This window comes from Pseudomonas sp. ADAK21 (assembly GCF_012935735.1).
Lineage (GTDB): Bacteria > Pseudomonadota > Gammaproteobacteria > Pseudomonadales > Pseudomonadaceae > Aquipseudomonas > Aquipseudomonas proteolytica.
Window position 1 is genome coordinate 3,853,671 of the sequence record NZ_CP052857.1, and the last position, 23,744, is coordinate 3,877,414.

At 60.1% G+C, this 23,744-nt stretch carries 27 protein-coding genes; 21 read left to right on the plus strand and 6 right to left on the minus strand.

Annotation, left to right across the window (positions count from 1 at the left end; all coding sequences use genetic code 11):
• Positions 1-40 precede the first annotated feature (40 nt).
• Positions 41-619 (minus strand): Maf family protein, encoded by a 579-nt coding sequence (locus tag HKK57_RS17480; protein ID WP_154906770.1) that lies wholly within the window; start codon positions 617-619, stop codon positions 41-43.
• Between the two features lie 105 nt (positions 620-724).
• On the opposite strand from HKK57_RS17480, the gene HKK57_RS17485 reads away from it, so the two are divergent.
• The 16 genes from HKK57_RS17485 to HKK57_RS17560 all read left to right on the plus strand — a co-directional run bounded on the left by HKK57_RS17485 (position 725) and on the right by HKK57_RS17560 (position 13,928).
• The gene (locus HKK57_RS17485) at positions 725-1,255 is read left to right on the plus strand and encodes a YceD family protein (RefSeq protein ID WP_169390487.1); all 531 of its coding nucleotides are present in this window, start codon (positions 725-727) and stop codon (positions 1,253-1,255) included.
• A 13-nt stretch (positions 1,256-1,268) separates the two neighbouring features.
• Positions 1,269-1,451, plus strand: coding sequence for a 50S ribosomal protein L32 (gene rpmF / locus HKK57_RS17490; RefSeq protein ID WP_008152339.1), 183 nt, complete (start codon positions 1,269-1,271; stop codon positions 1,449-1,451).
• Positions 1,452-1,455: 4 nt separating this feature from the next.
• A complete protein-coding gene (gene plsX / locus HKK57_RS17495) occupies positions 1,456-2,466 on the plus strand; it encodes a phosphate acyltransferase PlsX (protein WP_081041812.1) in 1,011 nt (336 codons plus the stop codon).
• A 127-nt stretch (positions 2,467-2,593) separates the two neighbouring features.
• Complete coding sequence (fabD, locus tag HKK57_RS17500; RefSeq protein ID WP_070994640.1) at positions 2,594-3,532, plus strand: ACP S-malonyltransferase; 939 nt, start codon at positions 2,594-2,596, stop codon at positions 3,530-3,532.
• 17 nt (positions 3,533-3,549) lie between these two features.
• Positions 3,550-4,293 carry a 3-oxoacyl-ACP reductase FabG gene (fabG, locus tag HKK57_RS17505; protein WP_029299688.1) on the plus strand — a complete coding sequence of 248 codons (744 nt, stop codon included), beginning with the start codon at positions 3,550-3,552 and terminating at the stop codon, positions 4,291-4,293.
• A gap of 191 nt (positions 4,294-4,484) precedes the next feature.
• Positions 4,485-4,721, plus strand: coding sequence for an acyl carrier protein (gene acpP / locus HKK57_RS17510; RefSeq protein WP_010165887.1), 237 nt, complete (start codon positions 4,485-4,487; stop codon positions 4,719-4,721).
• Between the two features lie 121 nt (positions 4,722-4,842).
• Complete coding sequence (gene fabF / locus HKK57_RS17515; protein ID WP_029299686.1) at positions 4,843-6,087, plus strand: beta-ketoacyl-ACP synthase II; 1,245 nt, start codon at positions 4,843-4,845, stop codon at positions 6,085-6,087.
• The gene (gene pabC / locus HKK57_RS17520) at positions 6,087-6,902 is read left to right on the plus strand and encodes an aminodeoxychorismate lyase (RefSeq protein WP_169390488.1); all 816 of its coding nucleotides are present in this window, start codon (positions 6,087-6,089) and stop codon (positions 6,900-6,902) included. The genes fabF and pabC overlap by 1 nt, the downstream gene beginning before the upstream one ends.
• Position 6,903: 1 nt before the next feature.
• Positions 6,904-7,998, plus strand: coding sequence for an endolytic transglycosylase MltG (mltG, locus tag HKK57_RS17525; RefSeq protein ID WP_154906774.1), 1,095 nt, complete (start codon positions 6,904-6,906; stop codon positions 7,996-7,998).
• 19 nt (positions 7,999-8,017) lie between these two features.
• On the plus strand, positions 8,018-8,650 hold the full coding sequence (gene tmk / locus HKK57_RS17530; RefSeq protein ID WP_029299683.1) for a dTMP kinase: 633 nt from the start codon (positions 8,018-8,020) through the stop codon (positions 8,648-8,650).
• Positions 8,643-9,629 carry a DNA polymerase III subunit delta' gene (locus HKK57_RS17535; RefSeq protein ID WP_070994637.1) on the plus strand — a complete coding sequence of 329 codons (987 nt, stop codon included), beginning with the start codon at positions 8,643-8,645 and terminating at the stop codon, positions 9,627-9,629. Before tmk ends, HKK57_RS17535 begins: the two co-directional genes overlap by 8 nt.
• Positions 9,630-9,694: 65 nt before the next feature.
• The gene (locus HKK57_RS17540) at positions 9,695-10,477 is read left to right on the plus strand and encodes a TatD family hydrolase (RefSeq protein ID WP_029299680.1); all 783 of its coding nucleotides are present in this window, start codon (positions 9,695-9,697) and stop codon (positions 10,475-10,477) included.
• A 426-nt stretch (positions 10,478-10,903) separates the two neighbouring features.
• The gene (locus HKK57_RS17545; RefSeq protein ID WP_029299679.1) at positions 10,904-11,557 is read left to right on the plus strand and encodes a TetR/AcrR family transcriptional regulator; all 654 of its coding nucleotides are present in this window, start codon (positions 10,904-10,906) and stop codon (positions 11,555-11,557) included.
• 139 nt (positions 11,558-11,696) lie between these two features.
• Positions 11,697-12,665: a GTP 3',8-cyclase MoaA gene (locus HKK57_RS17550; RefSeq protein ID WP_029299677.1), complete on the plus strand. Its 969-nt coding sequence runs from the start codon at positions 11,697-11,699 to the stop codon at positions 12,663-12,665.
• Between the two features lie 74 nt (positions 12,666-12,739).
• On the plus strand, positions 12,740-13,345 hold the full coding sequence (locus tag HKK57_RS17555; RefSeq protein ID WP_029299675.1) for a DUF4823 domain-containing protein: 606 nt from the start codon (positions 12,740-12,742) through the stop codon (positions 13,343-13,345).
• A gap of 16 nt (positions 13,346-13,361) precedes the next feature.
• Positions 13,362-13,928, plus strand: coding sequence for a DUF1285 domain-containing protein (locus HKK57_RS17560; RefSeq protein WP_159908529.1), 567 nt, complete (start codon positions 13,362-13,364; stop codon positions 13,926-13,928).
• 121 nt (positions 13,929-14,049) lie between these two features.
• Here the strand turns inward: HKK57_RS17560 and HKK57_RS17565 are convergent, their stop codons facing one another.
• From HKK57_RS17565 to HKK57_RS17575, 3 genes are all read right to left on the minus strand, one after another.
• Entirely contained in the window at positions 14,050-14,307 is a 258-nt protein-coding gene (locus HKK57_RS17565) for a hypothetical protein (RefSeq protein ID WP_029299672.1), read from the minus strand.
• A gap of 53 nt (positions 14,308-14,360) precedes the next feature.
• On the minus strand, positions 14,361-14,699 hold the full coding sequence (locus tag HKK57_RS17570; protein WP_070994635.1) for a hypothetical protein: 339 nt from the start codon (positions 14,697-14,699) through the stop codon (positions 14,361-14,363).
• A gap of 85 nt (positions 14,700-14,784) precedes the next feature.
• On the minus strand, positions 14,785-15,993 hold the full coding sequence (locus tag HKK57_RS17575; protein WP_169390489.1) for an MFS transporter: 1,209 nt from the start codon (positions 15,991-15,993) through the stop codon (positions 14,785-14,787).
• Between the two features lie 184 nt (positions 15,994-16,177).
• On the opposite strand from HKK57_RS17575, the gene HKK57_RS17580 reads away from it, so the two are divergent.
• Positions 16,178-16,657 (plus strand): GNAT family N-acetyltransferase, encoded by a 480-nt coding sequence (locus HKK57_RS17580; protein ID WP_029299666.1) that lies wholly within the window; start codon positions 16,178-16,180, stop codon positions 16,655-16,657.
• Between the two features lie 72 nt (positions 16,658-16,729).
• The gene (locus HKK57_RS17585) at positions 16,730-17,533 is read left to right on the plus strand and encodes an IclR family transcriptional regulator (protein WP_169390490.1); all 804 of its coding nucleotides are present in this window, start codon (positions 16,730-16,732) and stop codon (positions 17,531-17,533) included.
• Here the strand turns inward: HKK57_RS17585 and HKK57_RS17590 are convergent, their stop codons facing one another.
• The gene (locus HKK57_RS17590; protein ID WP_029299662.1) at positions 17,534-18,586 is read right to left on the minus strand and encodes an NAD(P)-dependent alcohol dehydrogenase; all 1,053 of its coding nucleotides are present in this window, start codon (positions 18,584-18,586) and stop codon (positions 17,534-17,536) included.
• Between the two features lie 181 nt (positions 18,587-18,767).
• Here HKK57_RS17590 and HKK57_RS17595 point away from each other — a divergent pair, with 181 nt between their 5' ends.
• A complete protein-coding gene (locus HKK57_RS17595) occupies positions 18,768-19,661 on the plus strand; it encodes an AraC family transcriptional regulator (protein WP_029299660.1) in 894 nt (297 codons plus the stop codon).
• A 111-nt stretch (positions 19,662-19,772) separates the two neighbouring features.
• On the opposite strand, the gene HKK57_RS17600 is transcribed toward HKK57_RS17595, so the two are convergent.
• The gene (locus HKK57_RS17600; protein ID WP_070994632.1) at positions 19,773-21,437 is read right to left on the minus strand and encodes an electron transfer flavoprotein-ubiquinone oxidoreductase; all 1,665 of its coding nucleotides are present in this window, start codon (positions 21,435-21,437) and stop codon (positions 19,773-19,775) included.
• A 556-nt stretch (positions 21,438-21,993) separates the two neighbouring features.
• Between HKK57_RS17600 and HKK57_RS17605 the strand changes: the two genes are divergently transcribed.
• Positions 21,994-22,743 carry an electron transfer flavoprotein subunit beta/FixA family protein gene (locus tag HKK57_RS17605; protein WP_029299657.1) on the plus strand — a complete coding sequence of 250 codons (750 nt, stop codon included), beginning with the start codon at positions 21,994-21,996 and terminating at the stop codon, positions 22,741-22,743.
• Between the two features lie 2 nt (positions 22,744-22,745).
• The gene (locus tag HKK57_RS17610) at positions 22,746-23,675 is read left to right on the plus strand and encodes an electron transfer flavoprotein subunit alpha/FixB family protein (protein WP_169390491.1); all 930 of its coding nucleotides are present in this window, start codon (positions 22,746-22,748) and stop codon (positions 23,673-23,675) included.
• The last annotated feature ends 69 nt before the right edge of the window (positions 23,676-23,744 follow it).

A 23,744-nucleotide genomic window follows, 5' to 3' on the forward strand; every position in this document is an offset into this window, starting at 1 on the left:
TTCGCGAGCAAGCCCCCTCTCGCATGGGGTTTGTGGTGGTCTACGGTACCTGCACACCTTCGGCCAGCAGCATATCTACCAGGCGAATCAACGGTAGGCCGATGAGGCTGGTGGCGTCCGGGCCTTCGGTGCTTTGAAATAGGCTCACCCCCAGCCCTTCAGCCTTGAAGCTGCCAGCGCAATCGTAGGGCTGTTCAATCCGCAGGTAGCGCTCGATCTGCGCCGGCTCCAGTTGGCGCATTGTGACGGTGAAGGGGACGCAGTCCACCTGGCAGCGCCCGGTCTCGCTATTGAGCAATGCCAGGCCGGTCAGGAAGCTGACCTGTCGGCCGCTGGCCGCCAGCAATTGTTCACGGGCCTTTTCAAAGGTGTGGGGCTTGCCGATGATCTGGCCATCCAGCGCCGCGACCTGGTCCGAGCCGATGATCAGGTGCCCTGGATGGCTGTTGGCGAGGGCGCGGGCTTTCTCTTCAGCCAGGCGCTTGACCAGGTCGACCGCGGACTCATTTGCACGATGGCTTTCGTCGATATCCGGAGAGCTGCAGATGAACGGCAGCTGCAGGCGATTCAACAGTTCTCGGCGATAAACCGAGCTGGAAGCGAGTAATAAAGGCAACATGTGGCTCTCCTCAAGGCAGTCGCGGATTCTAGCGAGTGGGCAGTCTGGCGCACAGGGCTGAATTTCCTTTGACATGGGCGGGTGCATCCCTATAATGCTGCGCCTATGTTGAATGACCCGATTCCACCTCACGTTGACCCGCGCAAATTGGCTGATCGTGGCACCACCCTTCAAGGTGAAGTGTTGCTGGCCGATTTGGAGAGACTCTGCGACCCGCTTTCCGACAATGTCGGTACGGTGCAGGCTAAATTCGTTTTTGAACGAGATGAACGTAGATCTGTGGTAATTCACAGCTTTATCGACACCGAGGTCAAAATGGTTTGCCAGCGTTGTCTTGAGCTGGTCACCCTGCCGATCCACAGCGAATGCAGTTATGCTGTGGTGAAAGAGGGTGCGAATACCCAGTCGTTGCCGAAAGGTTATGACGTGCTGGAACTGGGCGAAGATCCTTTGGATCTGCATGCACTGATCGAGGAGGAGCTTCTGCTCGCCTTGCCCATTGTGCCTGCTCATCATCCGGAAGAATGCCAGCAGCCGGCGGGGCTCGATGACGAGTCCGAACCGAGCGAGGACGAGGTAACGCGGTCCAACCCGTTCAGTGTATTGGCGCAGTTAAAGCGTGACCCAAACGTTTAGGAGTTAATCAATTATGGCTGTTCAGCAGAACAAAAAATCCCGCTCTGCCCGTGACATGCGTCGTTCCCACGATGCCCTGACGGCAAGCACTCTGTCTGTAGAAAAAACCACCGGTGAAATTCACCTGCGTCACCACGTATCGCCAGAAGGCGTATACCGTGGCCGTAAAGTGATCGACAAGGGCGCTGACGAGTAATCACTTGTCTGCTCAAGTCATCGCGATTGACGCAATGGGCGGGGACTTCGGTCCCCGCAGCATTGTTCAGGCGTGCATTGCCAGCCTGTCCGCTACGCCCTCGCTGCACCTGACCCTTGTCGGTCAACCTTCCCTACTTGAAGAACTGATTGCCAGCCATCCGGCTGTGGATCGCGCGCGCCTGACGATAACGCCAGCCAGCGAAACCATCGGCATGGATGAAAAGCCAGCCCAGGCCCTGCGTGGCAAGCCCGATTCCTCCATGCGCGTAGCCCTTGAGTTGCTGCGTGATGGCAAGGTCCAGGCCTGTGTCAGTGCCGGCAACACCGGGGCCTTGATGGCCTTGTCCCGTCATGTGCTGAAAACTCTGCCGGGCATTGATCGGCCGGCGATGGTCGCGGCGATCCCGACACAGCGTGGCTACTGTCAGTTGCTGGACCTGGGAGCGAATGTCGATTGCAGCGCCGAGCACCTGTTGCACTTTGCCCTGATGGGGTCGGTTGCGGCCGAAGCGCTGGGTGTGGTGCGTCCGCGCGTGGCTTTGCTGAACATCGGTACCGAGGACATCAAGGGCAACCAGCAGGTCAAGTTGGCCGCCAGCCTGTTGCAACAGGCGCGGGGCTTGAACTACATCGGGTTTGTCGAGGGCGATGGGTTGTATCGCGGCGAGGCCGATGTGGTGGTTTGTGACGGTTTTGTCGGAAATATTCTGCTCAAATCCAGCGAAGGCCTGGCAACGATGATTGCCGCGCGGATCGAGGCGTTGTTCAAGCGCAACCTGGTTTCCCGGCTGGTGGGTGCCCTGGCGCTACCCTTGATGCGGCGCCTGCAGGCGGACCTGGCCCCGGCGCGGCATAATGGCGCAAGCTTCCTCGGTTTGCAGGGCATTGTGGTAAAAAGCCACGGTTCGGCAGGGGTCCAGGGCTTTCAGAGTGCCATTGCGCGCGCGCTGATCGAGATCCAGGAGAACCTGCCGCAACGCTTGCATGGCCGTCTTGAGGATCTGTTGCCTTAGGCGAATCGGGCCGAGAATGCTTAAATGTGACCGGTCAGTTCAATTGACCATCCAATCTGTCAGTTTCTTGCGCTCCCAGCTGTGGGGCGTCAATTCACCGACGACCAGATCATTAGGGGCTTGTTACATGTCTACATCCCTCGCATTCGTCTTTCCAGGGCAGGGTTCGCAGTCCCTCGGCATGTTGGCCGAGCTGGGCGCGCAATACCCGCTGGTCCTGGAAACATTCAAGGAAGCTTCCGCTGCCTTGGGCTACGACCTTTGGGCATTGACCCAGGACGGGCCGGAAGAACTGCTCAACCAAACCGATAAAACCCAGCCGGCGATCCTGACGGCTTCTGTCGCGCTGTGGCGTGTCTGGCTAGCTGAAGGCGGCGCACGCCCGGCTTTTGTCGCCGGCCACAGCCTGGGCGAGTACAGCGCCTTGGTCGCCGCAGGCAGCCTGACCCTCGCTGAGGCGGTCAAGCTGGTAGAGCGCCGTGGTCAACTGATGCAAGAGGCTGTTCCGGCCGGGCAGGGCGGCATGGCCGCTATTTTGGGCCTGGACGACGCCGTGGTGATCGAAGCCTGTGCCGAAGCGGCCCAGGGCGACGTGGTCAGCGCGGTGAACTTCAACTCCCCTGGCCAGGTGGTGATCGCCGGTGCCAAGGCTGCGGTCGAGCGTGCCATCGAAGGTTGCAAGGCCCGCGGTGCCAAACGTGCATTGCCACTGCCGGTCAGCGTGCCATCCCATTGCGAGTTGATGCGCCCGGCGGCCGAGCGTTTCGCCGAGTCCATCGCAGCCATCAACTGGCAGGCGCCGCAGATCCCGTTGGTACAAAACGTCAGCGCCGACGTGGCTCCCGACCTCGAAACCCTCAAGCGTGACCTGCTGGAGCAACTGTACAAGCCGGTGCGCTGGGTTGAGTCGGTTCAGACCCTGGCTGCCAAGGGCGCTACTCAACTGGTTGAGTGTGGTCCGGGCAAAGTCCTGGCCGGTCTCAACAAGCGCTGCGCCGAAGGCGTGTCGACTTCCAATCTCAATACCCCGGATGGCTTCGCAGCCGCCCGCGCCGCACTGGCCTGAACTAAGGAGAAGCCTGCATGAGTCTGCAAGGTAAAGTTGCACTGGTTACCGGCGCAAGCCGTGGCATTGGCCAGGCGATTGCCCTGGAACTGGGCCGTCAGGGCGCGGTAGTGATCGGTACTGCGACCTCCGCCTCCGGCGCCGAGCGTATCGCGGCAACCCTCAAGGAAAACGGCGTGCAGGGCACTGGCCTGGAACTCAACGTGACTAGCGATGAGTCCGTGGCTGCCGTGCTGGCGCAGATCACTGCACAGTTCGGGACGCCAGCCATTCTGGTGAACAACGCCGGTATTACCCGCGACAACCTGATGATGCGCATGAAAGACGACGAGTGGTACGACGTGGTCGATACCAACTTGAACAGTCTGTTTCGCCTGTCCAAGGGTGTTTTGCGCGGCATGACCAAGGCGCGTTGGGGTCGAATTATCAATATTGGCTCCGTAGTGGGTGCCATGGGCAACGCAGGCCAAGTAAACTACGCCTCTGCCAAGGCCGGCCTGGAAGGTTTCAGCCGTGCCCTGGCGCGTGAAGTCGGCTCGCGGTCGATTACGGTCAACTCGGTGGCTCCAGGGTTTATCGATACCGATATGACCCGCGAATTGCCTGAAGCGCAGCGTGAAGCGTTGCTGACGCAAATTCCGCTGGGCCGTCTGGGCCAGGCCCAAGAGATCGCCAATGTGGTCTCTTTCCTGGCGTCTGACGGTGCGGCATACGTGACTGGGGCTACAATCCCGGTGAACGGCGGGATGTACATGAGTTAAATTGTGACGGATCGCTTCAAAAAAATGTCATACGAGCTGTCTAAAATCCGTTATAAAGCTGCAATCTATTTATAGACAGGTGGTCGGTAGGGTACGAGGGTGAAGCTTTCAGTTGAAAAGCTGAAAAGCCTTTCTATACACTTACCCACTGGCCAGCTGCCTGAATTTGTCCATTAGGAGTTAAACAAGGTATGAGCACCATCGAAGAGCGCGTCAAGAAAATCGTCGCCGAGCAACTGGGCGTTAAAGAAGAAGAAGTGACCAACACTGCTTCCTTCGTAGAAGACCTGGGTGCCGATTCCCTTGACACCGTTGAGCTGGTGATGGCTCTGGAAGAGGAATTCGAGACCGAAATCCCGGACGAAGAAGCTGAAAAAATCACTACTGTTCAAGCTGCTATCGACTACGTTACTAGCCACCAGGCGTAATAGTTTGTAATCGTCGCTTGCTGTTATGGAAAAACCGCACTGCTATAACGGCGTGCGGTTTTTTCATTAGCTCTGATGAAAAGTCAGCTCAAGTGTCGTCATCAAGAAAAAGGAGAGTGCTGTGTCGCGTAGACGCGTCGTAGTCACCGGTATGGGTATGTTGTCGCCACTGGGTACGGATGTGCCGAGCAGTTGGCAGGGCATTCTGGCTGGCCACAGTGGTATTGGTCTGATTGAACATACGGACCTTTCTGCCTATTCCACCCGTTTTGGCGGCTCGGTAAAGGGCTTCAATGTCGAGGAATATCTCTCGATCAAAGAATCCCGCAAACTCGACCTGTTCATTCAATACGGCCTGGCAGCCGGTTTTCAGGCGGTGCGTAACGCCGGCCTGGAAGTGACCGATGCCAACCGTGAGCGCATTGGCGTGGCCATGGGCTCGGGTATTGGCGGTTTGACCAATATCGAAGAAACCAGCCGTACGTTGCACGAATCCGGCCCTCGTCGAATTTCACCGTTCTTCGTCCCGGGCTCGATCATCAATATGATTTCCGGCTTCCTGTCCATCCATCTGGGTGCCCAGGGGCCTAACTACGCCATTTCCACGGCGTGCACCACGGGCACTCACTGCATCGGCATGGCGGCGCGCAATATCGCCTATGACGAGGCTGACGTGATGATCGCCGGTGGCGCCGAAATGGCTGCCTGCGGCCTGGGCATGGGTGGCTTCGGCGCGTCCCGTGCGCTGTCGACGCGCAATGACGAGCCGACCCGCGCCAGTCGTCCGTGGGACAAGGGCCGTGATGGCTTTGTACTGTCCGACGGTGCCGGTGCCCTGGTCCTCGAAGAGCTGGAGCACGCCAAGGCCCGTGGCGCGACGATCTATGCCGAACTGATCGGTTTTGGCATGAGTGGCGATGCGTACCACATGACCTCGCCCCCTGCCGACGGTGCGGGCGCCGCGCGTTGCATCAGCAATGCCCTGCGCGACGCGAAGATCAACGTCGATCAAGTGCAGTACATCAACGCCCACGGCACCTCGACGCCGACGGGCGACCTGGCGGAAGCCCAGGCCATCAAGTCGGTATTCGGCGAGCACGCCTACAAGCTGGCGGTCAGCTCCACCAAGTCCATGACCGGTCACCTGTTGGGTGCGGCAGGTGCGGTCGAAGCGATTTTCAGCGTGCTGGCAATCAAGGATCAGGTCGCGCCGCCGACCATCAACCTTGATGAACCAGATGAGGGCTGCGACCTGAACTTCGTGCCTCACGAGCCGCAGAAAATGCCGATCGACGTGGTGTTGTCCAACTCGTTCGGCTTTGGCGGTACCAACGGTTCCCTGGTGTTCCGCCGGTTCGCCGAGTGATGCACAGCTGGGTCGACGGTCAGCCAGCGGACGCCGTGCCGCTGAAAGATCGCGGCCTGGCCTACGGCGATGGTCTGTTTGAAACCATCGCAGTCAAGGCCGGGCAGCCCGTGCTGCTTGATCGTCACCTGCAACGCCTCGACGAGGGTTGCAGGCGCCTTGCGCTTGCCGCAGACCAGGAACTGGTCCGCAGCGAAGTGCTGGCCTTTGCCGCAGCCATGGGCGATGGCGTACTCAAGTTGATCCTCACCCGTGGCGATAGCCAGCGGGGTTATGGCATCAACGCTGGCGCCTCGGTGCGCCGTATTCTGCAAGGCAGCCCGCCTGCCACCTATCCCCAGGCTCATGGTTCTTCAGGCGTTCGCCTGTTCCCATGCGCTACCCGTTTGTCCGAGCAACCTTTGCTCGCAGGTCTCAAGCACCTAAACCGCCTCGAACAGGTCATGGCCCGCGCCGAGTGGCAAGATGCCGATCACGTGGAAGGATTGATGCTGGATATGTCCGGGCGCGTCATCGAAGGCGTGTTCAGCAACCTGTTCCTGGTGCATGACGGCCAGTTGCTGACGGCCGACCTGAGCCGTTGCGGCGTGGCCGGCGTCATGCGTGCCGAGCTGTTGGCCAGGGCCGAGGGGTTGGGCATTGTCACCACCGTTGCCGATATCAGCCTTGCGCAGTTGCAACAGGCTGATGAAGTGTTCGTCTGCAACAGCGTATATGGCATTTGGCCGGTGCTTGGATGTGGGCCAATGAGCTGGTCGGCTGGGCCGCTCACCCGTAAACTGCAGGGCATTGTTCGCGCGCTATTGGGTGTTTGATTTGAGACGTAAAATTGTATTGCTGCTGGAGATCGGTCTGGTCCTGGCGGGTTTGCTGCTGGGCTTTTCGGCCTGGAAGCTGGACTCGGCCTTGAAGCAGCCGCTGAATCTGTCCCAGGAGCAATTGCTGGATGTAGCGACTGGTGCGACCCCTACCGGGACTTTCAATCGTCTGGAAAACGACGGTGTACTTGAGGATGCCTTCTGGCTGCGCCTTTACTGGCGCTTCAATCTTGAGGGTCAGCCACTGCACAGTGGCGAGTACCGCATGACGCCAGGCCTGACGGCCCAGGGCCTGATCGGCCTGTGGCAACGCGGTGAAGTGGTGCAGTACAGCCTGACGCTGGTGGAGGGCTGGAACTTCCGCCAGGTGCGCAGTGCGCTGGCCAAGCACGAAAAGATCGAGCAGACCCTGACGGGCTTGAGTGACCGCGAGGTGATGGCAAAAATCGGCCATCCCGACGTCTTCCCGGAGGGGCGGTTCTTCCCTGATACCTACCGTTTCGTGCGCGGCATGACCGATGTCGAGTTCTTGAAGAAAGCCTACAACCGCCTGGACGATGTACTTGAGCAGGAATGGAGCCGACGTGCCCCGGATGCGCCCTATACCGACCCCTACCAGGCGCTGATCATGGCATCGCTGGTCGAGAAGGAAACCGGCGTGCCTGAAGAGCGTGGGCAGATTGCCGGGGTGTTTGTGCGGCGTCTGAAGATCGGCATGCTGCTGCAGACCGACCCCACCGTGATCTACGGCATGGGCGAGCGCTACAACGGCAAGTTGACGCGCGCGCACCTGAAAGAAGCCACGCCCTATAACACCTACATGATCAGCGGCTTGCCACCGACGCCGATTGCCATGGTCGGCCGCGAAGCGATCCATGCCGCGTTGAATCCGGTACCGGGCAGCAGCCTGTATTTCGTGGCGCGGGGCGATGGCAGCCATATTTTTTCCGATAGCCTGGATGCCCATAATGCGGCGGTGCGCGAGTACCAACTCAAGCGTCGCGCCGATTATCGCTCCAGCCCTGCGCCGGCCACACCTGCGACCGTTGAGCCTGTCGCGCCTGAAGCTGCGCCCGCGCAAAGCCCGCAATGACTCTGATTAAGGACTGCCTGTGACTGGCTTGTTTATTACCCTGGAAGGCCCGGAAGGCGCCGGCAAGAGTACCAACCGTGAATACCTGGCCGAGCGCTTGCGGGCCGCAGGGATCGAGGTGCTGCTGACCCGCGAACCCGGCGGCACGCCCTTGGCGGAGAAGATCCGCGAGGTGTTGCTGGCCACTGGCGACGAGGTCATGAACCCGGACACCGAGTTGTTGCTGGTGTTTGCCGCGCGTGCCCAGCACCTGGCCGAAGTGATCCGGCCGGCGCTGGCCCGTGGTGCGGTGGTGATCTGCGACCGCTTTACCGATTCCACCTACGCCTACCAAGGCGCCGGCCGTGGCTTGTCCCTGGAGCGCATCGCGACCCTGGAGACCTTTGTCCAGGGCGATCTGCGCCCGCACCTGACCCTGGTCTTCGACCTGCCGGTGGACGTCGGCCTGGCGCGGGCCAGCGCCCGTGGTCGCCTGGACCGCTTCGAGCTGGAAGGCCGGGCATTTTTTGAAGCGGTGCGCGCGGCGTACCTCCAGCGTGCCGAAGCTGCACCGTCGCGCTATTGCTTGCTGGATGCCGCGCAACCGCTGGAGCAAGTGCAACAGGCCATCGATGCGCTGCTCCCGAAACTGTTGGAGCTTTACCGTGGCTGAAGCCTATCCGTGGCAGGACAGCCTATGGCAGCAATTGGCCGGACGTGCCCAGCATGCCCATGCCTATCTGCTCCATGGGCCGGCAGGCATCGGCAAGCGCGCCTTGGCCGAGCGCTTGATGGCTCGCCTGCTGTGTCAGCAGCCAGCAGGGCTGGAGGCGTGCGGAAAATGCAAATCGTGCCTGCTGCTCAAGGCCGGCAGCCATCCGGACAACTACGTGCTGGAGCCTGAAGAGGCCGACAAGGCGATCAAGGTCGACCAGGTGCGTGACCTAGTGAGCTTCGTGGTGCAGACCGCGCAGATGGGCGGGCGCAAGGTGGTGCTGATCGAGCCGGTGGAGTCGATGAACATCAACGCCGCGAACGCCTTGCTCAAGAGCCTTGAGGAGCCCTCGGGCGACACCGTGCTGCTGCTGGTCAGTCATCAGTCCAGCCGTTTGCTGCCGACGATTCGCAGTCGTTGCGTGCAACAGGCCTGCCCGCTGCCGAGCGAGTCCATGAGTTTGCAATGGCTGGGCCAGGCCTTGCCGGAGTGCAGTGAGCAGGAACGGGTTGAATTGCTGACCCTGGCGGCCGGCTCACCCTTGGCGGCGGTCAGCCTGCAGGCCCAGGGCGTACGCGAGCAGCGTGCGCTGGTGGTCGACGGGGTGAAGAAGCTACTCAAGCAAGAACAGTCTGCCACGCAACTGGCCGAGGGCTGGAAAGACGTGCCGCTGTTGCTGCTGTTTGACTGGTTCTGTGATTGGTCCAGCTTGATCCTGCGCTATCAACTGACTCAGGATGAGAGCGGCCTGGGCTTGATGGACATGCGCAAGGTCGTGCAGTACCTGGCGCAGAAGAGCGCCCAGGACAAGGTTTTGAACATTCAGGACTGGATCCTCGCCCAGCGCCAGAAGGTCCTGGGCAAGGCCAACCTGAACCGGGTGCTGTTGCTTGAGGCACTGTTGGTGCAGTGGGTCGGGTTACTCGGCCGACGTTGATATTCTCGGGGCTGACGGATGTCTCGTTGGCCAGACACTTCCTGTGACGCAAGTTGTAACTTCTTATGCTCGTAGATTCCCATTGCCACCTTGATCGCCTCGACCTCGCCGCCCACGGCGGTTCCCTGGATGCCGCCCTCGACGCCGCACGTCAGCGTGGCGTCGGGCATTTCCTGTGCATCGGCGTCAGCGCCGAGAACGCCGCCGACGTCAAGGCCCTGGCTGAGCGCTATGCCGACGTGGATTGCTCGGTAGGCATCCATCCCCTGGACCTCAAGCCTGGCGAAGCCCCGGCCCTCGACTGGCTGCTGGGCGAACTCAATCACCCGCGAGTGGTGGCCATTGGCGAGACCGGCCTGGATTACCACTACGAGCCGCAAGCCGCCGATTTGCAGCAGGCCTCGTTCCGCCTGCACCTGCAAGCGGCGCAGCAGACCGGTAAACCAGTGATCGTCCATACCCGTGGCGCCCGTGCCGACACCCTGGCCTTGCTGCGCGAGGCGGCGCTGCCCCAGGCGGGCGTGTTGCATTGTTTTACCGAAGACTGGGAGATGGCCAAGGCGGCGCTCGACCTGGGGTTCTATATTTCCCTGTCGGGGATTGTCACCTTCCGCAATGCTGATGCCCTGCGGGATGTGGCGCGCCAGGTGCCGGCGGATCGTCTGCTGGTGGAAACCGATTCGCCTTACCTCGCGCCAATCCCCCATCGCGGTAAACCGAACCTCCCGGAATACGTGCGGGATGTGGCGGATTACCTGGCGATGCTGCGCGGCGAGTCTGTCGAGCGTTTTGCCGAGCAGACCACCGAGAACTTCAAGCGCCTGTTCCCGTTGGCGCACGTTCGCTGAATCCAAGGCAAAAAAAACCCGGGTTCTGGGGGGTGAATCCGGGTTAAGACCATTAGGAGTAAATAAAGGTACGCGGTCCATTGGTACCCCTATCGGTGTTTCACTTGGGGGAGATGTCACACCGACAGATGAAGTATTGATCAGTATCCCGTGCAGTCCAGCCGCATCTGATCGTTTTTTAAACAGATTTGGAATACGTGCGCTTCGCTTGAGTTCTCATTGAGCGGCAATACATTGCGCGAACCTGTGTTTTATTTCTGACCCATATCGCTTGATTCGTTGGCGGGCTGTAAGTTTAGTGTATGGGTTGTTCATATAGACGTTGCCCAACGACCGCCCAGTCGGGATAATCCCTCGCACCGGGTAAAACGTTCCGTCATCGGGGCATTCAACCCTCCCAATACTGACCTCTGCAGACCTCTTTCTATGCACAAAGAACCCCGTAAGGTCCGTGAGTTTCGCCGCCGTGAGCAGGAAATTCTCGACACCGCGCTCAAATTGTTCCTCGAACAGGGTGAAGACAGCGTCACCGTCGAGATGATTGCGGATGCCGTGGGTATCGGCAAAGGCACGATCTACAAGCACTTCAAGTCCAAGGCCGAGATCTACTTGCGCCTGATGCTCGATTACGAGCGCGATTTGAACGAGCTGCTGCACTCGGCCGATGTCGACAAAGACAAGGAAGCGCTGTCCCGGGCTTACTTTGAGTTCCGCATGCGTGACCCGCAGCGTTACCGCCTGTTCGACCGCCTCGAAGAAAAGGTGGTCAAGGGCCACCAAGTGCCGGAAATGGTCGAGGAGTTGCACAAGATCCGTGCTTCGAACTTCGAGCGCCTGACCCTGCTGATCAAGGGCCGGATCAGTGAAGGCAAGCTGGAAGATGTGCCGCCTTACTTCCACTACTGCGCCGCCTGGGCGTTGGTGCACGGTGCCGTGGCGCTGTACCACTCGCCATTCTGGAGCAATGTGCTGGAAGACCAGGAAGGCTTCTTCCAGTTCCTGATGGACATCGGCGTACGCATGGGCAACAAGCGCAAGCACAGCACCGACCTGCCGAACCCCGAGACGCCTGCCACATAAGGCATTCATCCGGACAATGGCCGGTTGATTTACTGCCGTATGTAGTAACCCAGGAATATACTCAGGCAAGGACCTTGCTAAAATCTGATTTATGAGTCAGGTTTTAGCGCGCCCGAATTATCCGCTGCCGGAGTGATCCATGATCGTTGATCGTCAAGGCAGGCGTTTTCGCAATTTGCGGATCAGCCTGACCTCAGCCTGCAATTACGCCTGTACCTACTGCGTGCCCAACGGCAAGCGGTTGGTGGCTGCGCAGGACGAGCTCTCGGCCGAGGCCATGGCCCGTGGGGTGGCCTACCTGATCGAGGCTGCGGGCATCGATCGTCTGCGCATCACCGGCGGCGAGCCGCTGGTCAGTCCCAAGCTCGAAACCTTTATGCAGGCCGTCGGGCAGATGGGCTTGAGCGATATCAGCTTGACCACCAATGGCCAGTTACTAGCGCGCAAGTTGCCATTACTGGTCGATGCCGGTATTCGCCGTATCAATGTTTCCCTCGACACCCTCGATGCCGCTGCCTTTCGCGGGATCGCCAGGGGGGGCGACCTGGCCACGGTCCTCGATGGCATGGACCAGGCGCGTGCGGCGGGAATCAAGATCAAGGTCAATATGGTGCCGTTGCGCGGGCAGAACCTCGACCAGGTCATGCCCCTGCTGGAGTATTGCCTGGAGCGCGGCTATGAACTGCGTTTCATCGAGTTGATGCGCATGGGCCACCTTGCCAGTGACTCCAACGCGTTCCTGCAACAGTTCGTCAGCCTGCAGCAACTGTTGAGCCTGATTGGCGAACATCACGAATACCTGCAGGCTGACGCCCCGGTAGATGCCACGGCCGTGCGCTATGAAATTCCCGGTCAGGGCTTCTTCGGCGTGATCGCCAATGAAAGCGTGCCGTTTTGCCGTACCTGTTCGCGCCTGCGCCTCTCCTCGACCGGCTGGTTGCACGGCTGCCTGTCGTCGAGCAACCGCCACTATGTCGGCGACCTGTTGGACAAGCCGCGCCACCAGGCCCTGCCGGCGTTACAGCGCCTGCTGGTCAAGGCCTTGGGCGACAAGCAGGAAGTGGCGTTTTCCGGCGGGGCGACCGTGATGAAGATCATTGGCGGGTAGCCAGGCAAGCTGGCGCAAAATCTGCATCTGGTGCCCATTCGCCGGTTTTCCGTCACCGGCTCCTGGAGGATAGGATGCGTAGTCTGGTTTTGTTGCTGGCGTCGTTCGCGCTGGGTGGCTGCATGACAGTCAGCGATATGGCCGAAGGCACTCGCTATCAGATGAGCGATGCCGGTTTGCTGGATCACAGCGACACCCGTCGATCCAACTCGGTTCGCATACAGCCCGATTCGTTTGTATTTATCGCCCAGGGCGCGTTCACGCCGCCGGGCAGTGCCTATCCGCGTCCCAATGTGGTGGCCGAGGAAGCCTTCAATGGCTTTATCGAATACTTCCCCATGGTCCGCCGCGCCCGCGCCCCGCAAGGGCTGGAGCAGGCCATGGCCGAAGCCCGCGAGGTAGGCGCCCATTACCTGTTGTATACGCGGTTCGCCAAGGCCGATGATCGCATCGGCAATGCAGATGAGTGGGCCGATCAGGAAGCCCTGGACCGACTGGGCGTCGACAGCGGGGTCATCCAGATCATGTTGATCGAGACCAGCACCCAATATTTGATCGATACTGCACGGATTCGCAGTCGTGGCGGTTTACTGACGTTCCATGACAACAAACCCGAAGATCTGCTTGGCCCACCGCTGCGCCAGTACGCCCGCAGCCTGTTGGGCATGAGCGACCAGTAATTCAGAGGAGAACAGCATGACGGATTCGGCCAAGGCCAATGATTTGTTGGCGCAGTTGCCCAAGGGCAAGGGACCGGCTCCGGTTCATCTGTGGAACCCGGATTTCTGTGGCGATATCGACATGCGCATCGCCCGTGATGGCACCTGGTATTACCTGGGCACGCCTATCGGGCGCAAACCGATGGTCAAGCTGTTCTCCAACATCATCCGTCGCGATGGCGATGATTACTTCTTGATCACGCCGGTGGAAAAGGTCGGGATCAAGGTGGATGACGCGCCCTTTGTGGCCGTGTCGCTGGAGGTCGAGGGCGATGGCGAGAACCAGCTCCTGCGGTTTACCTCCAATGTCGAAGACCTGATCGAAGCCGGCCCGGCGCATCCGTTGCGGGTGGTGATTGATCCAGACACTCAGGAGCCTTCGCCCTACGTGCTGGTGCGCAACAACCTTGAGGCGCTGGTCCACCGCAACGTGTTCTACCAGTTGGTGGAACTGGCAGTAACACGCCGGATCGACGGCGAGAGTTGGCTGGGCGTCTGGAGTGGCGGGGTGTTCTTCCCGATAGGCCTGGAGCCCAGGGACTGATACCGGCAAGCCGGCTCCTGCATAGGTTTGGAATGTTTGTAGGAACTGGCTTGCCAGCGATGACGGCCTGCCTAGCGCTAGATCATCACCAGGTACACCGCTATCGCCGGCAAACCGTTTATTACGCGTCTTCGAGCTTGCGCGCCGCGTCCACGCCGGATGCTGTCAGTTTGATCGGCAGGTGCAATGCGTGTTCGCCGGCCTCGTTACAGGTCACGTGGCCTTCCTTGATCAGCCCGCGGTCCTGAAGGATCGCCAGGGTACTGGCCACGACTTTTTCGCCCCGGTAGTTATCCAGCACCTCCTTGCCCAAGCCATTCGGGTGCGCGTGCAGCAAGCGGGTGAGGACTTCTTTCTCAAGGTTTTTATCGACGTTCATGCATACCTCTTCAGGGTCAGTGGTGGGGTAGTGTTCGTCTGTCGGCCAGTGGCTCAAGGCTGTTTTGGCGCGCCGGGCAGGTTGTCATCGTTGCCGCTTGGGGTGGCATTCTTGCCGGGGCCGATCTTGCCGTTCTCGACATCGGTGCCCAGGCCCTGGCGGTTGCCGTCATTGCCTCGGGTGCGTGGGTCGGCGCCGTCCTGGATGATGGCTCCGCCATTGGTATCGAGCCCGGTGCCCATGGAGTTCTCGGTTTCTTGGGTGGCGGGGTTGGGCGGGCTGCCAATAGGGTCGGTCTTGCCGGTGGAAGGGTCGGTTGCCGCAACACTGGCCAGGGACACCGCAGACAGCAAGCCAGCGAACGCGAGGGCAGTCACTTTGGAAGTATTCATGGTGGAGCCTCCATAGGAATAAAGTCCTTACCTTAGGTTGGTCAGCCCACTCTTATTGTTGGTGCCTGGATCACGACGAACGGTGCTAGGTCACCTGTAAGATTTTGTGTTTCGACACCCGGCGCCAAATCAGGCGCAGCACCGTGATCAGCCAGTTGAGCAAGGCGATGCCCAATACACTGGCGAGCAGGGTTGGCACGCCATGCTCGACAATCAGCTTGCCCGCCAGCAGCGGAAACCCGAACACCCCGATAAAGTACGACAGGCTGAACAGCAGCAAGGCTTGGGGCGTGCTGGCAGTTGGCGCTTCGTTGGCGGCCAGGCCGTTGATCACTGAATAGGTCAGGCCGTAACCCACTCCCAAGGTGATAGCCGCCAGCAAGTAGCTGAAGCTGTCATGCACGCCGAAGCTGAACATCAGGATCGACACCAGCATCAATCCGGATAACACACAGGCCGACCAGTACGCATCCCGCTTGACCACCACGCTGGCAATCAACAATCGACTGGTGATCGCCGCGCCCATGAAGCCCAGGAAAAACAGCGAGTAATCCAGCCCCTGACTTGCCGCGTAGCTGGTCTGGAAACTCGACAGCCCGCCAAACACACAGCCGCCCAGGCCAACCATGATGATCGCGAATGCCGCCTTCGACCCCAGTACGCGCCGGGTGCTGGCCCAGGAGATTTTCGACACGGTGCCAGTCCCCAACAAGTTGGGTTGCTGCTTGAGATAGCTGCCCAGGCGCCAGAACATCAGCACGCCCACCAGGCTGGCGAGAGCTGCAATATAAAATGCGCTTTCCAGAGGCAGGCCCATGGCGCTGGCCGCCCGCCCCAACAGGGGGCCCGAACCGATGCCGGTCATCATGCTCCCCGACAGCCAGGCGAAATACTTGGCCCTGTGGCTGGGCGCCACCAGCATCGCCACGATGATCGGGCCCAGGGTGTAGAACACGCCCCAGCCCAGCCCGAGGGTCAGGCCAAACAACATCAGGCCCTGGCCAAAACCCGGCGTCAGGGCAAAGCCCAGGCAGGCCACCACCAGCAGGGTCCCCAGGCAGGCAATTGAGCGCGCGGCACCCAGGGCATCGGCCAGGTGCCCGGATGCAATCACCGCGATAAACGTACTGAGCATCGCCATGGAAATCACGCTGCCGGCGTCGTGTTCATTGCCGCCTCTGGAATCGATCAGCAGCGACAACAAAAACGTCGAGCCATACGACAGTGACAGCAGGTAGCTGGCAAGGCAGAACAGGGCGAAGAGCGTTCCGCCAACTGGAGCAGAGGGGCGCATGGGCAAGCCTTGGGGTTTGTTGGATTTATGGCGGACTTTTTACCACGGGCCACCCCGTGCTTTGTTCTGTGGTTACTGGCGTCAGCATTGCTGCGCAGCGGAGTAATCGCGTGCATAAATCCCTGCAAGCGGTCATCAAAGCGCCTTAGTATGTGTCCTTTCTTTTTTAGCCGCAGGCCTGTTCATGACCATCGAGATCCGTCCCGCCGTACCCAGCGATGCTGCGCAGATCCTGACCTTTATTACTGAACTGGCCGAGTACGAAAAAGCCCGCCACGAAGTGATCGCCAGCGTGGTGGATATCGAGCGCAGCCTGTTCAGCGAAGGTGCCACCGCCCATGGCCTGATCTGCCTGCGCGATGGCTTGCCGATTGGTTTTGCGGTGTTCTTCTTCAGCTACTCCACTTGGCTTGGCAGCAACTGCCTGTATCTGGAAGACCTGTACATCAACCCGGAGCAGCGCGGGGGTGGGGCGGGCAAGAAGTTGCTGCGCCACCTGGCGAAGATCGCCTACGACAATGGCTGTGGGCGCTTTGAGTGGAGCGTGCTGGACTGGAACGAACCGGCCATTGCGTTCTACAAATCCATCGGCGCCCAACCCCAGGAAGAGTGGGTGCGCTACCGCATGGAAGGCGATGCGTTGCGTGAGTTTGCCCAAGGCTGAGATCGGCCCTGTTATGAGGCCCGGCATTTGCCATAATGGCCGCCGCTTTCGCATTTCCAGATAGGCTCCGACATGCAGGAAAACCCACCGACGCCCGCCAAAGACTCCGCGCCCACGGGCACCCAGACCCTGTTGCGCGGCCTGGGCGTGGTGCAGGCGGTGGCGTCCGGGGCGCGGGATCTCAAGGAGATTGCCCGGCGCATCGGCACCACTCGCAGCACCACGCATCGCCTGGCCAGTTGCCTGGTGGACGAACGCTACCTGCGGGTAGTGCCGCAAGTCGGCTACCTGCTGGGCCCCAAGCTGATCGAGTTGGGCTTCCAGGCCCGGGAAGAACTGCCGCTGGTGACGCTGGCGATGCCTTATCTGGATGAGCTGTCGGCGCTGACCGGCGACACCATCCACCTGGCGATCCGTGAATACGACGATGTGCTGTACCTGCACAAGAATCCTGGGCGCAACGGCCCGGAAATGCGCTCGCGGGTCGGCCACCGCATGCCCCTGGCACGTACCGGGATCGGCAAGGCCTTGTTGCTCGATGATTCGCAAGAGGAATGGCAGCGCCTGTATCAGGCCAGCTTGCCGGTAGGCGGGAAAAACCTGCACTGGCCGCAGCACCCGGAACAATCCTGGGAGCAATTCGAGCAACGCATGCGCGACTATGTCGCGGGCGGCTATGCGTTCGACCTGGAAGACAACGAGCCGTCGATCCGCTGTGTGGCCGCGCCCGTGCGCGATGCCAGCCGGCGGATTGTCGCCGGCATCAGCATCGCCAGTACGGTGCCCTACATGCCGCTGGAAAAAATGGCCGAGCTGATTCCTTTGGTCAAACAGGTCGCAGCACGGCTGTCAGCGGAGTTGGGGGCGAAGGCCTGATCAAGCCTTCAGGGTGGTCATGTCGATCACGAAGCGGTACTTCACGTCGCCAGCAATCATGCGTGTATAGGCTTCGTTGATCTGGCGGATATCGAGCATTTCGATGTCGCAGGTAATGCCATGCTCGGCGCAGAAATCCAGTACTTCCTGGGTTTCGGCAATGCCGCCGATCAGTGAGCCGGCCAGCACTTTACGGCCCAGCACCAGCTTGGCAGCGTTGACCGGAGGGTCTACCGGCTCGATCAAACCCACCAGGATATGCACGCCGTCAAAGCGCAGGGTATCGAGGTAGGGGTTGAGGTCGTGCTGCACCGGGATGGTGTCCAGCAGGAAATCAAAATGCCCGGCGGCGGCTTTCATCTGCTCGGCATCGGTTGACACGATCACGTGATCGGCGCCCTGGCGCCGGCCTTCTTCTGCCTTGCTCGCGGAGCGGGTGAACAGCGTCACTTCAGCGCCCATGGCCTTGGCGAACTTGATGCCCATATGGCCCAGGCCGCCCATGCCGAGAATCCCGACCTTGTCGCCGGCCTTGACGCCATAGTGCTTGAGCGGCGAGTAGGTAGTGATGCCTGCGCAGAGGATCGGTGCGGCGCTGGCCAGGTCGAGCTTGGCCGGAATCTTCACCACGAAGTGCTCGCTGACCACGATGCTATCGGAGTAGCCGCCCATGGTGTTGCTGCCGTCCACGCGATCCGGGGTGGCATAGGTCATGGTCGGGCCTTCGAGGCAGTATTGCTCCAGGTCCGATTTGCAGGCTTCGCAGTGGCGGCACGAGTCCACCATGCAGCCCACGCCGACCAGGTCGCCGACTTTATGCGCGCTGACGCTGGCGCCGACGGCCGTGACCTTGCCGACAATCTCATGGCCCGGCATCAGCGGGTAGACGGCGATGCCCCATTCGTTGCGAGCCTGGTGGATGTCGGAGTGGCAGACGCCGCAGTAAAGAATCTCGATTGCCACGTCATCGGCCCGCGGGCTGCGGCGTTCGAAAGACATGGGGGCGAGGGGAGTGGTGGCCGACTGGGCGGCGTAACCGATGGCGGTGTACATGGTGAAAACCTCGCAAAAGCTTGGACGGGAAAGGTGGCGAATTCTGCGCGTGGACCCGGTGGGCGAACATGGCAAATGCTCCGAGTCTCATGCCTATTCGTCCGGGAGTGCCCCTGGATTGGATTCATTGGCCGCCAGACCTGCGATGATGTTCTCATCCCTTTTTCGCGAAGTTTTTGCCATGTTGTTGACTCGCCATCTTGATGCCAACGCCACGCTGGTTTCCTTGATTGAGGGGCTGACGCCCCGCGATGGTTTTTCCCCGACTCACCTGGCGGGTGTGAAGGTGTTGCGCGCCAGTTGCGACGTCGCACGCGGCCCGCAGATCTACGAACCGAGCCTTATGTTCGTGGCTCAGGGCAGCAAGGTCGCCTACCTGGGCCCCAGGACGCTGGAGTACGGCGCCGGGCATTACCTGATCCAGGCAATGCCGGTGCCGTTCGAGTGCGAGACGTTTGCCATGGCCGCCGATGCCCCGCTGTATGGGGTGACTGTGGGTATTGATCGGGTGGTGTTGGGCGAGTTGGTGATGGCCATGGGCATGCAGGCCGGGCCACCGCCGACGGCGCAGACGTTGGAGTCGATGAGCTCGGTGGTACTGGATGACGCGATGCGCGGTTGCGTCGAGCGCCTGTTGCAGTGCCTGCACGATCCATTGGAGGCCCGGATCATGGGGCCGGCGCGGGTGCGGGAATTATTGTTCACCGCACTGCGTGGGCCTCAGGCCGACGTACTGCGCGCCCTGGTGGAGCAGCAGGGGCAGTTCTCGCGGATTGCCACGTCCTTGAACCACCTGCATGCCCATTACGCCGAACCCCTGAACATCGAGACCTTGGCCGGTTATGCGCATATGAGTGCGTCGACGTTCCATGAGCACTTCAAACGTTGCACCTTGTTGTCGCCGGTGCAGTACCTCAAGCGTCTGCGCCTGCTCAAGGCCCAACAGCTGTTGCTGGTGGAAGGCATGGGCGTGGCGCAGGCGGCGCACAACGTGGGGTATCAGAGTACGTCGCAGTTCAGTCGGGAATATAAACGCTATTTCGAGCGTAACCCGGGTGAAGAACGCGCCGCATAAATCTCGGAGATGCCTCTATCTAAATGTGGGGGCTTGCTCGCTCCCACATTAGATTTGTGTCGGCCATAAAAAAGGCTCTCCAGTGGAGAGCCTCATGTTCAAGCAGATGGCTTACATATTCGGGTAAGTCGGCCCGCCCGCGCCTTCCGGTGTCACCCAGGTGATGTTCTGCGAAGGGTCCTTGATATCACAAGTCTTGCAGTGCACGCAGTTCTGGGCGTTGATCTGGAAGCGCTTCTCACCGTCTTCCTTGGTGATGACTTCGTACACGCCGGCCGGGCAGTAACGCTGCGCCGGTTCATCGTAAAGCGGCAGGTTGGTGCCGATCGGGATGCTCGGGTCCTTGAGTTTCAAGTGGCACGGCTGTTCTTCTTCATGGTTGGTGCTGGAGAGGAACACCGAGCTCAGCTTGTCGAAGCTCAACTTGCCGTCGGGTTTTGGGTAGTCGATCTTTTGGCTGTCCTTGGCCAGCTTGAGGCAGGCGTAGTCCGGCTTGGTGTCATGCAGGGTGAACGGCATTTTGCCGCCGAGGATGTTCTGGTCGAACCAGTTGAAGCCAGCACCGATGATCGGGCCGAACTTGTGCATCGCCGGGCCGAAGTTGCGGGTGGCGAACAGTTCTTCGTAGAGCCAGCTGGCTTTGAAGCTGTCGACGTAGGCGGTCAGTTCATCGCCGCCTTCAGACTCGGCGAACAGGCGATCAGCCACGGCGTCGGCGGCGAGCATGCCGGACTTCATTGCGGTATGGCTGCCCTTGATCTTGGCCACGTTCATGGTGCCCAGGTCACAACCGATCAAGGCGCCGCCTTTGAATATCATCTTCGGCAGCGAGTTGATGCCGCCCTTGGCCAGGGCGCGCGCGCCGTAGCTGATGCGCTTGCCGCCTTCCAGGTACTGGGCCAGCACCGGGTGATGCTTGAGGCGCTGGAACTCATCGAACGGCGACAGGAAGGTGTTGCTGTAGGACAGGTCGACGATCAGGCCTACGACCACCTGATTGTTTTCCAGGTGATAGAGGAAAGAGCCACCGGTGTTCTCGTTGCTCATGATGTCCAGCGGCCAGCCGGCGGTGTGGACCACCAGGCCTGGCTGATGCTTGGCCGGGTCGATTTCCCAGATTTCCTTGAGGCCGATGCCGTAGTGCTGCACGTCGGCGTCGCTGTCCAGGTTGAAGCGCTGGATCAGTTGCTTGCCCAGGTGCCCACGGCAGCCTTCGGCGAACAGCGTGTACTTGCCGCGCAGTTCCATGCCGGGGGTGTACAGGCCGTCTTTTGGCTGGCCTTCACGGTCCACGCCAAGGTCGCCGGTGATGATCCCGCGCACTACGCCGTTTTCGTCGAACAACACTTCCTGGGCGGCGAAGCCTGGGTAGATTTCCACGCCCAGGTTCTCGGCCTGCTGGGCCAGCCAGCGGCACAGGTTGCCCAGGGAGATGATGTAGTTGCCTTCGTTGTGCATGGTCTTGGGCACAAAGAAATCTGGAACCTTGGTGGAACTGTCGCTGCTGCGCAGTACATAGATGTCGTCGCGCACGACTGGGGTGTTGAGCGGGGCGCCCAGTTCTTTCCAGTCTGGGAACAATTCATTCAGGGCGCGTGGCTCAAACACGGCACCGGACAGGATGTGTGCGCCGACTTCGGAGCCTTTTTCGACCACGCAGACGCTGATTTCCTTACCGGCTTCGGCGGCCTTCTGCTTCAGTCGGCAGGCGGCAGACAGGCCCGACGGCCCTGCGCCGACGATGACCACGTCGAATTCCATGTATTCGCGTTCCACAGGCTATCTCCTACTCAAGGCTCAACAGTTTTTTTTCTAATGGGTGGAGGTTCGGTGTTTTATCTGTCGTCTTCTGCGCCAATTTCTTACAAAAGGGCAGGGGACGACCCACCTTTCTCTCTAGGTGGCGCATTATATCTACACCACTCTCAGCGTCCAATACAAACGTTTGTTTGAATTGCCCGCGAGCTAGGTAAATCAAAGCAACGCGGCTTATATCTGACCATTTTGCTGTATTGACCGGAAAAGGTGTTCCGGTCAATATACGGTCGGTTTTGCGCTTCTCGTAGGCGGACTGCCGGTTTCAAGGCCACGTCCAAAGACAAGGCACTGCTTGGGCAGGTTGACGCGCACGTAATGCTGGCGCGCAGTTTACACGTTGCGACGATGAATGACTTGTCAGTCACCGCTGACGAACGGTCTTTATTATTGAGTACGTGCAACGTTACCTGTCATGACGGCCTGCGTTTTTAGAGGTGCCCTTGTGCGCCGTTGAGCATCTACCGCCAGGTTTATCCGGGCGGCTTCCTTTTCACCGGAGAGTAACGAGGAATCCATGAAGGTTCTTGTAGCTGTCAAACGCGTTGTCGATTACAACGTGAAAGTTCGCGTCAAGGCGGACAATTCCGGCGTCGATCTGGCTAACGTCAAAATGTCGATGAACCCTTTCTGCGAAATCGCCGTGGAAGAAGCCGTACGCCTGAAAGAAAAAGGCGTTGTGACTGAAATCGTCGTCGTTTCCGTAGGGCCATCCACTGCTCAAGAGCAGTTGCGTACTGCTCTGGCGCTGGGTGCTGATCGCGCCGTACTCGTCGAATCCGCTGAAGAACTGACCTCGCTGGCCGTTGCCAAGCTGCTCAAGGCCGTTGTCGACAAGGAACAGCCGCAACTGGTGATCCTTGGCAAACAGGCCATCGACAGCGACAACAACCAGACTGGCCAGATGCTGGCTGCACTGACCGGTTACGGCCAGGGCACCTTCGCTTCCAAAGTCGAAGTCAGCGGCGACAGCGTTGCCGTGACCCGCGAAATCGACGGCGGCGCGCAGACGGTTTCCCTGAAACTGCCGGCCATCGTCACCACCGACCTGCGTTTGAACGAGCCGCGTTATGCGTCCCTGCCAAACATCATGAAAGCCAAGAAGAAGCCGCTCGAAGTGCTGACTCCGGATGCTTTGGGCGTTTCCACCGCCTCCACCAACAAGACCGTCAAAGTCGAAGCGCCAGCTGCACGCAGCGCGGGTATCAAGGTCAAGTCGGTGGCTGAACTGGTCGAGAAACTGAAAAACGAAGCGAAGGTAATCTAACAATGACTATCTTGGTAATCGCAGAACACGACAACAAGGTGCTGGCCCCGGCCACCCTGAACACCGTTGCTGCTGCCGCCAAAATCGGTGGCGACATCCACGTACTGGTCGCTGGTCAAGGCGCTGGCGCCGTGGCTGAAGCCGCAGCAAAAGTCGCGGGCGTGAGCAAAGTACTGCTGGCCGATAACGCTGCCTACGCGCACCAGTTGCCGGAAAACGTTGCCCCTCTGGTTGCAGAGCTAGGTACTGGCTACAGCCACATCCTGGCTGCCGCCACTTCCAACGGCAAAAACATCCTGCCACGCGTTGCTGCGCAGCTGGACGTTGACCAGATCTCCGAGATCGTTTCGGTCGAAAGCGCCGACACCTTCAAGCGCCCGATCTACGCCGGTAACGCCATTGCCACCGTGCAATCGACTGCTGCCGTCAAAGTCATCACCGTGCGTGCCACCGGTTTCGACCCAGTTGCCGCCGAAGGTGGTTCGGCTGCCGTTGAGGCTGTTTCCGCTGCTCACGATGCTGGCACTTCCAGCTTTGTTGGCGAAGAACTGGCCAAGTCGGACCGTCCTGAGCTGACCGCTGCCAAGATCGTCGTTTCCGGCGGACGTGGCATGCAGAACGGTGACAACTTCAAGCACCTGTACGCCCTGGCCGACAAGCTGGGCGCGGCAGTCGGCGCTTCGCGCGCGGCGGTCGACGCAGGCTTCGTACCCAACGATATGCAGGTCGGCCAGACCGGCAAGATCGTGGCGCCACAGCTGTACATCGCCGTCGGCATCTCCGGCGCGATCCAGCACTTGGCCGGTATGAAGGATTCCAAAGTGATCGTTGCGATCAACAAGGACGAAGAAGCACCGATCTTCCAGGTGGCTGATTACGGCCTGGTGGCGGACTTGTTCGAAGCCGTACCTGAGTTGGAGAAGCTGGTCTAAACCAGCCGCTTCACTTATAAAGAGCCCGGTCTTATGACCGGGCTTTTTTTTGCACGCCACTTTTGATCG

Excerpts from the sequence above, each read along its gene's own strand:
- HKK57_RS17595 (WP_029299660.1), top strand. The coding sequence starts at position 18,768 with ATGTTGTTGACTCGCCATCTTGATGCCAACGCCACGCTGGTTTCCTTG.
- HKK57_RS17570 (WP_070994635.1), bottom strand. The coding sequence starts at position 14,699 with ATGAATACTTCCAAAGTGACTGCCCTCGCGTTCGCTGGCTTGCTGTCT.
- HKK57_RS17565 (WP_029299672.1), bottom strand. The coding sequence starts at position 14,307 with ATGAACGTCGATAAAAACCTTGAGAAAGAAGTCCTCACCCGCTTGCTG.
- HKK57_RS17560 (WP_159908529.1), top strand. The coding sequence starts at position 13,362 with ATGACGGATTCGGCCAAGGCCAATGATTTGTTGGCGCAGTTGCCCAAG.
- HKK57_RS17605 (WP_029299657.1), top strand. The coding sequence starts at position 21,994 with ATGAAGGTTCTTGTAGCTGTCAAACGCGTTGTCGATTACAACGTGAAA.
- pabC (WP_169390488.1), top strand. The coding sequence starts at position 6,087 with ATGCACAGCTGGGTCGACGGTCAGCCAGCGGACGCCGTGCCGCTGAAA.
- fabG (WP_029299688.1), top strand. The coding sequence starts at position 3,550 with ATGAGTCTGCAAGGTAAAGTTGCACTGGTTACCGGCGCAAGCCGTGGC.
- HKK57_RS17550 (WP_029299677.1), top strand. The coding sequence starts at position 11,697 with ATGATCGTTGATCGTCAAGGCAGGCGTTTTCGCAATTTGCGGATCAGC.
- HKK57_RS17590 (WP_029299662.1), bottom strand. The coding sequence starts at position 18,586 with ATGTACACCGCCATCGGTTACGCCGCCCAGTCGGCCACCACTCCCCTC.
- rpmF (WP_008152339.1), top strand. The coding sequence starts at position 1,269 with ATGGCTGTTCAGCAGAACAAAAAATCCCGCTCTGCCCGTGACATGCGT.
- HKK57_RS17580 (WP_029299666.1), top strand. The coding sequence starts at position 16,178 with ATGACCATCGAGATCCGTCCCGCCGTACCCAGCGATGCTGCGCAGATC.
- HKK57_RS17610 (WP_169390491.1), top strand. The coding sequence starts at position 22,746 with ATGACTATCTTGGTAATCGCAGAACACGACAACAAGGTGCTGGCCCCG.
- HKK57_RS17555 (WP_029299675.1), top strand. The coding sequence starts at position 12,740 with ATGCGTAGTCTGGTTTTGTTGCTGGCGTCGTTCGCGCTGGGTGGCTGC.
- HKK57_RS17585 (WP_169390490.1), top strand. The coding sequence starts at position 16,730 with ATGCAGGAAAACCCACCGACGCCCGCCAAAGACTCCGCGCCCACGGGC.
- fabD (WP_070994640.1), top strand. The coding sequence starts at position 2,594 with ATGTCTACATCCCTCGCATTCGTCTTTCCAGGGCAGGGTTCGCAGTCC.
- HKK57_RS17575 (WP_169390489.1), bottom strand. The coding sequence starts at position 15,993 with ATGCGCCCCTCTGCTCCAGTTGGCGGAACGCTCTTCGCCCTGTTCTGC.
- HKK57_RS17545 (WP_029299679.1), top strand. The coding sequence starts at position 10,904 with ATGCACAAAGAACCCCGTAAGGTCCGTGAGTTTCGCCGCCGTGAGCAG.
- acpP (WP_010165887.1), top strand. The coding sequence starts at position 4,485 with ATGAGCACCATCGAAGAGCGCGTCAAGAAAATCGTCGCCGAGCAACTG.
- HKK57_RS17540 (WP_029299680.1), top strand. The coding sequence starts at position 9,695 with ATGCTCGTAGATTCCCATTGCCACCTTGATCGCCTCGACCTCGCCGCC.
- HKK57_RS17480 (WP_154906770.1), bottom strand. The coding sequence starts at position 619 with ATGTTGCCTTTATTACTCGCTTCCAGCTCGGTTTATCGCCGAGAACTG.
- HKK57_RS17485 (WP_169390487.1), top strand. The coding sequence starts at position 725 with ATGTTGAATGACCCGATTCCACCTCACGTTGACCCGCGCAAATTGGCT.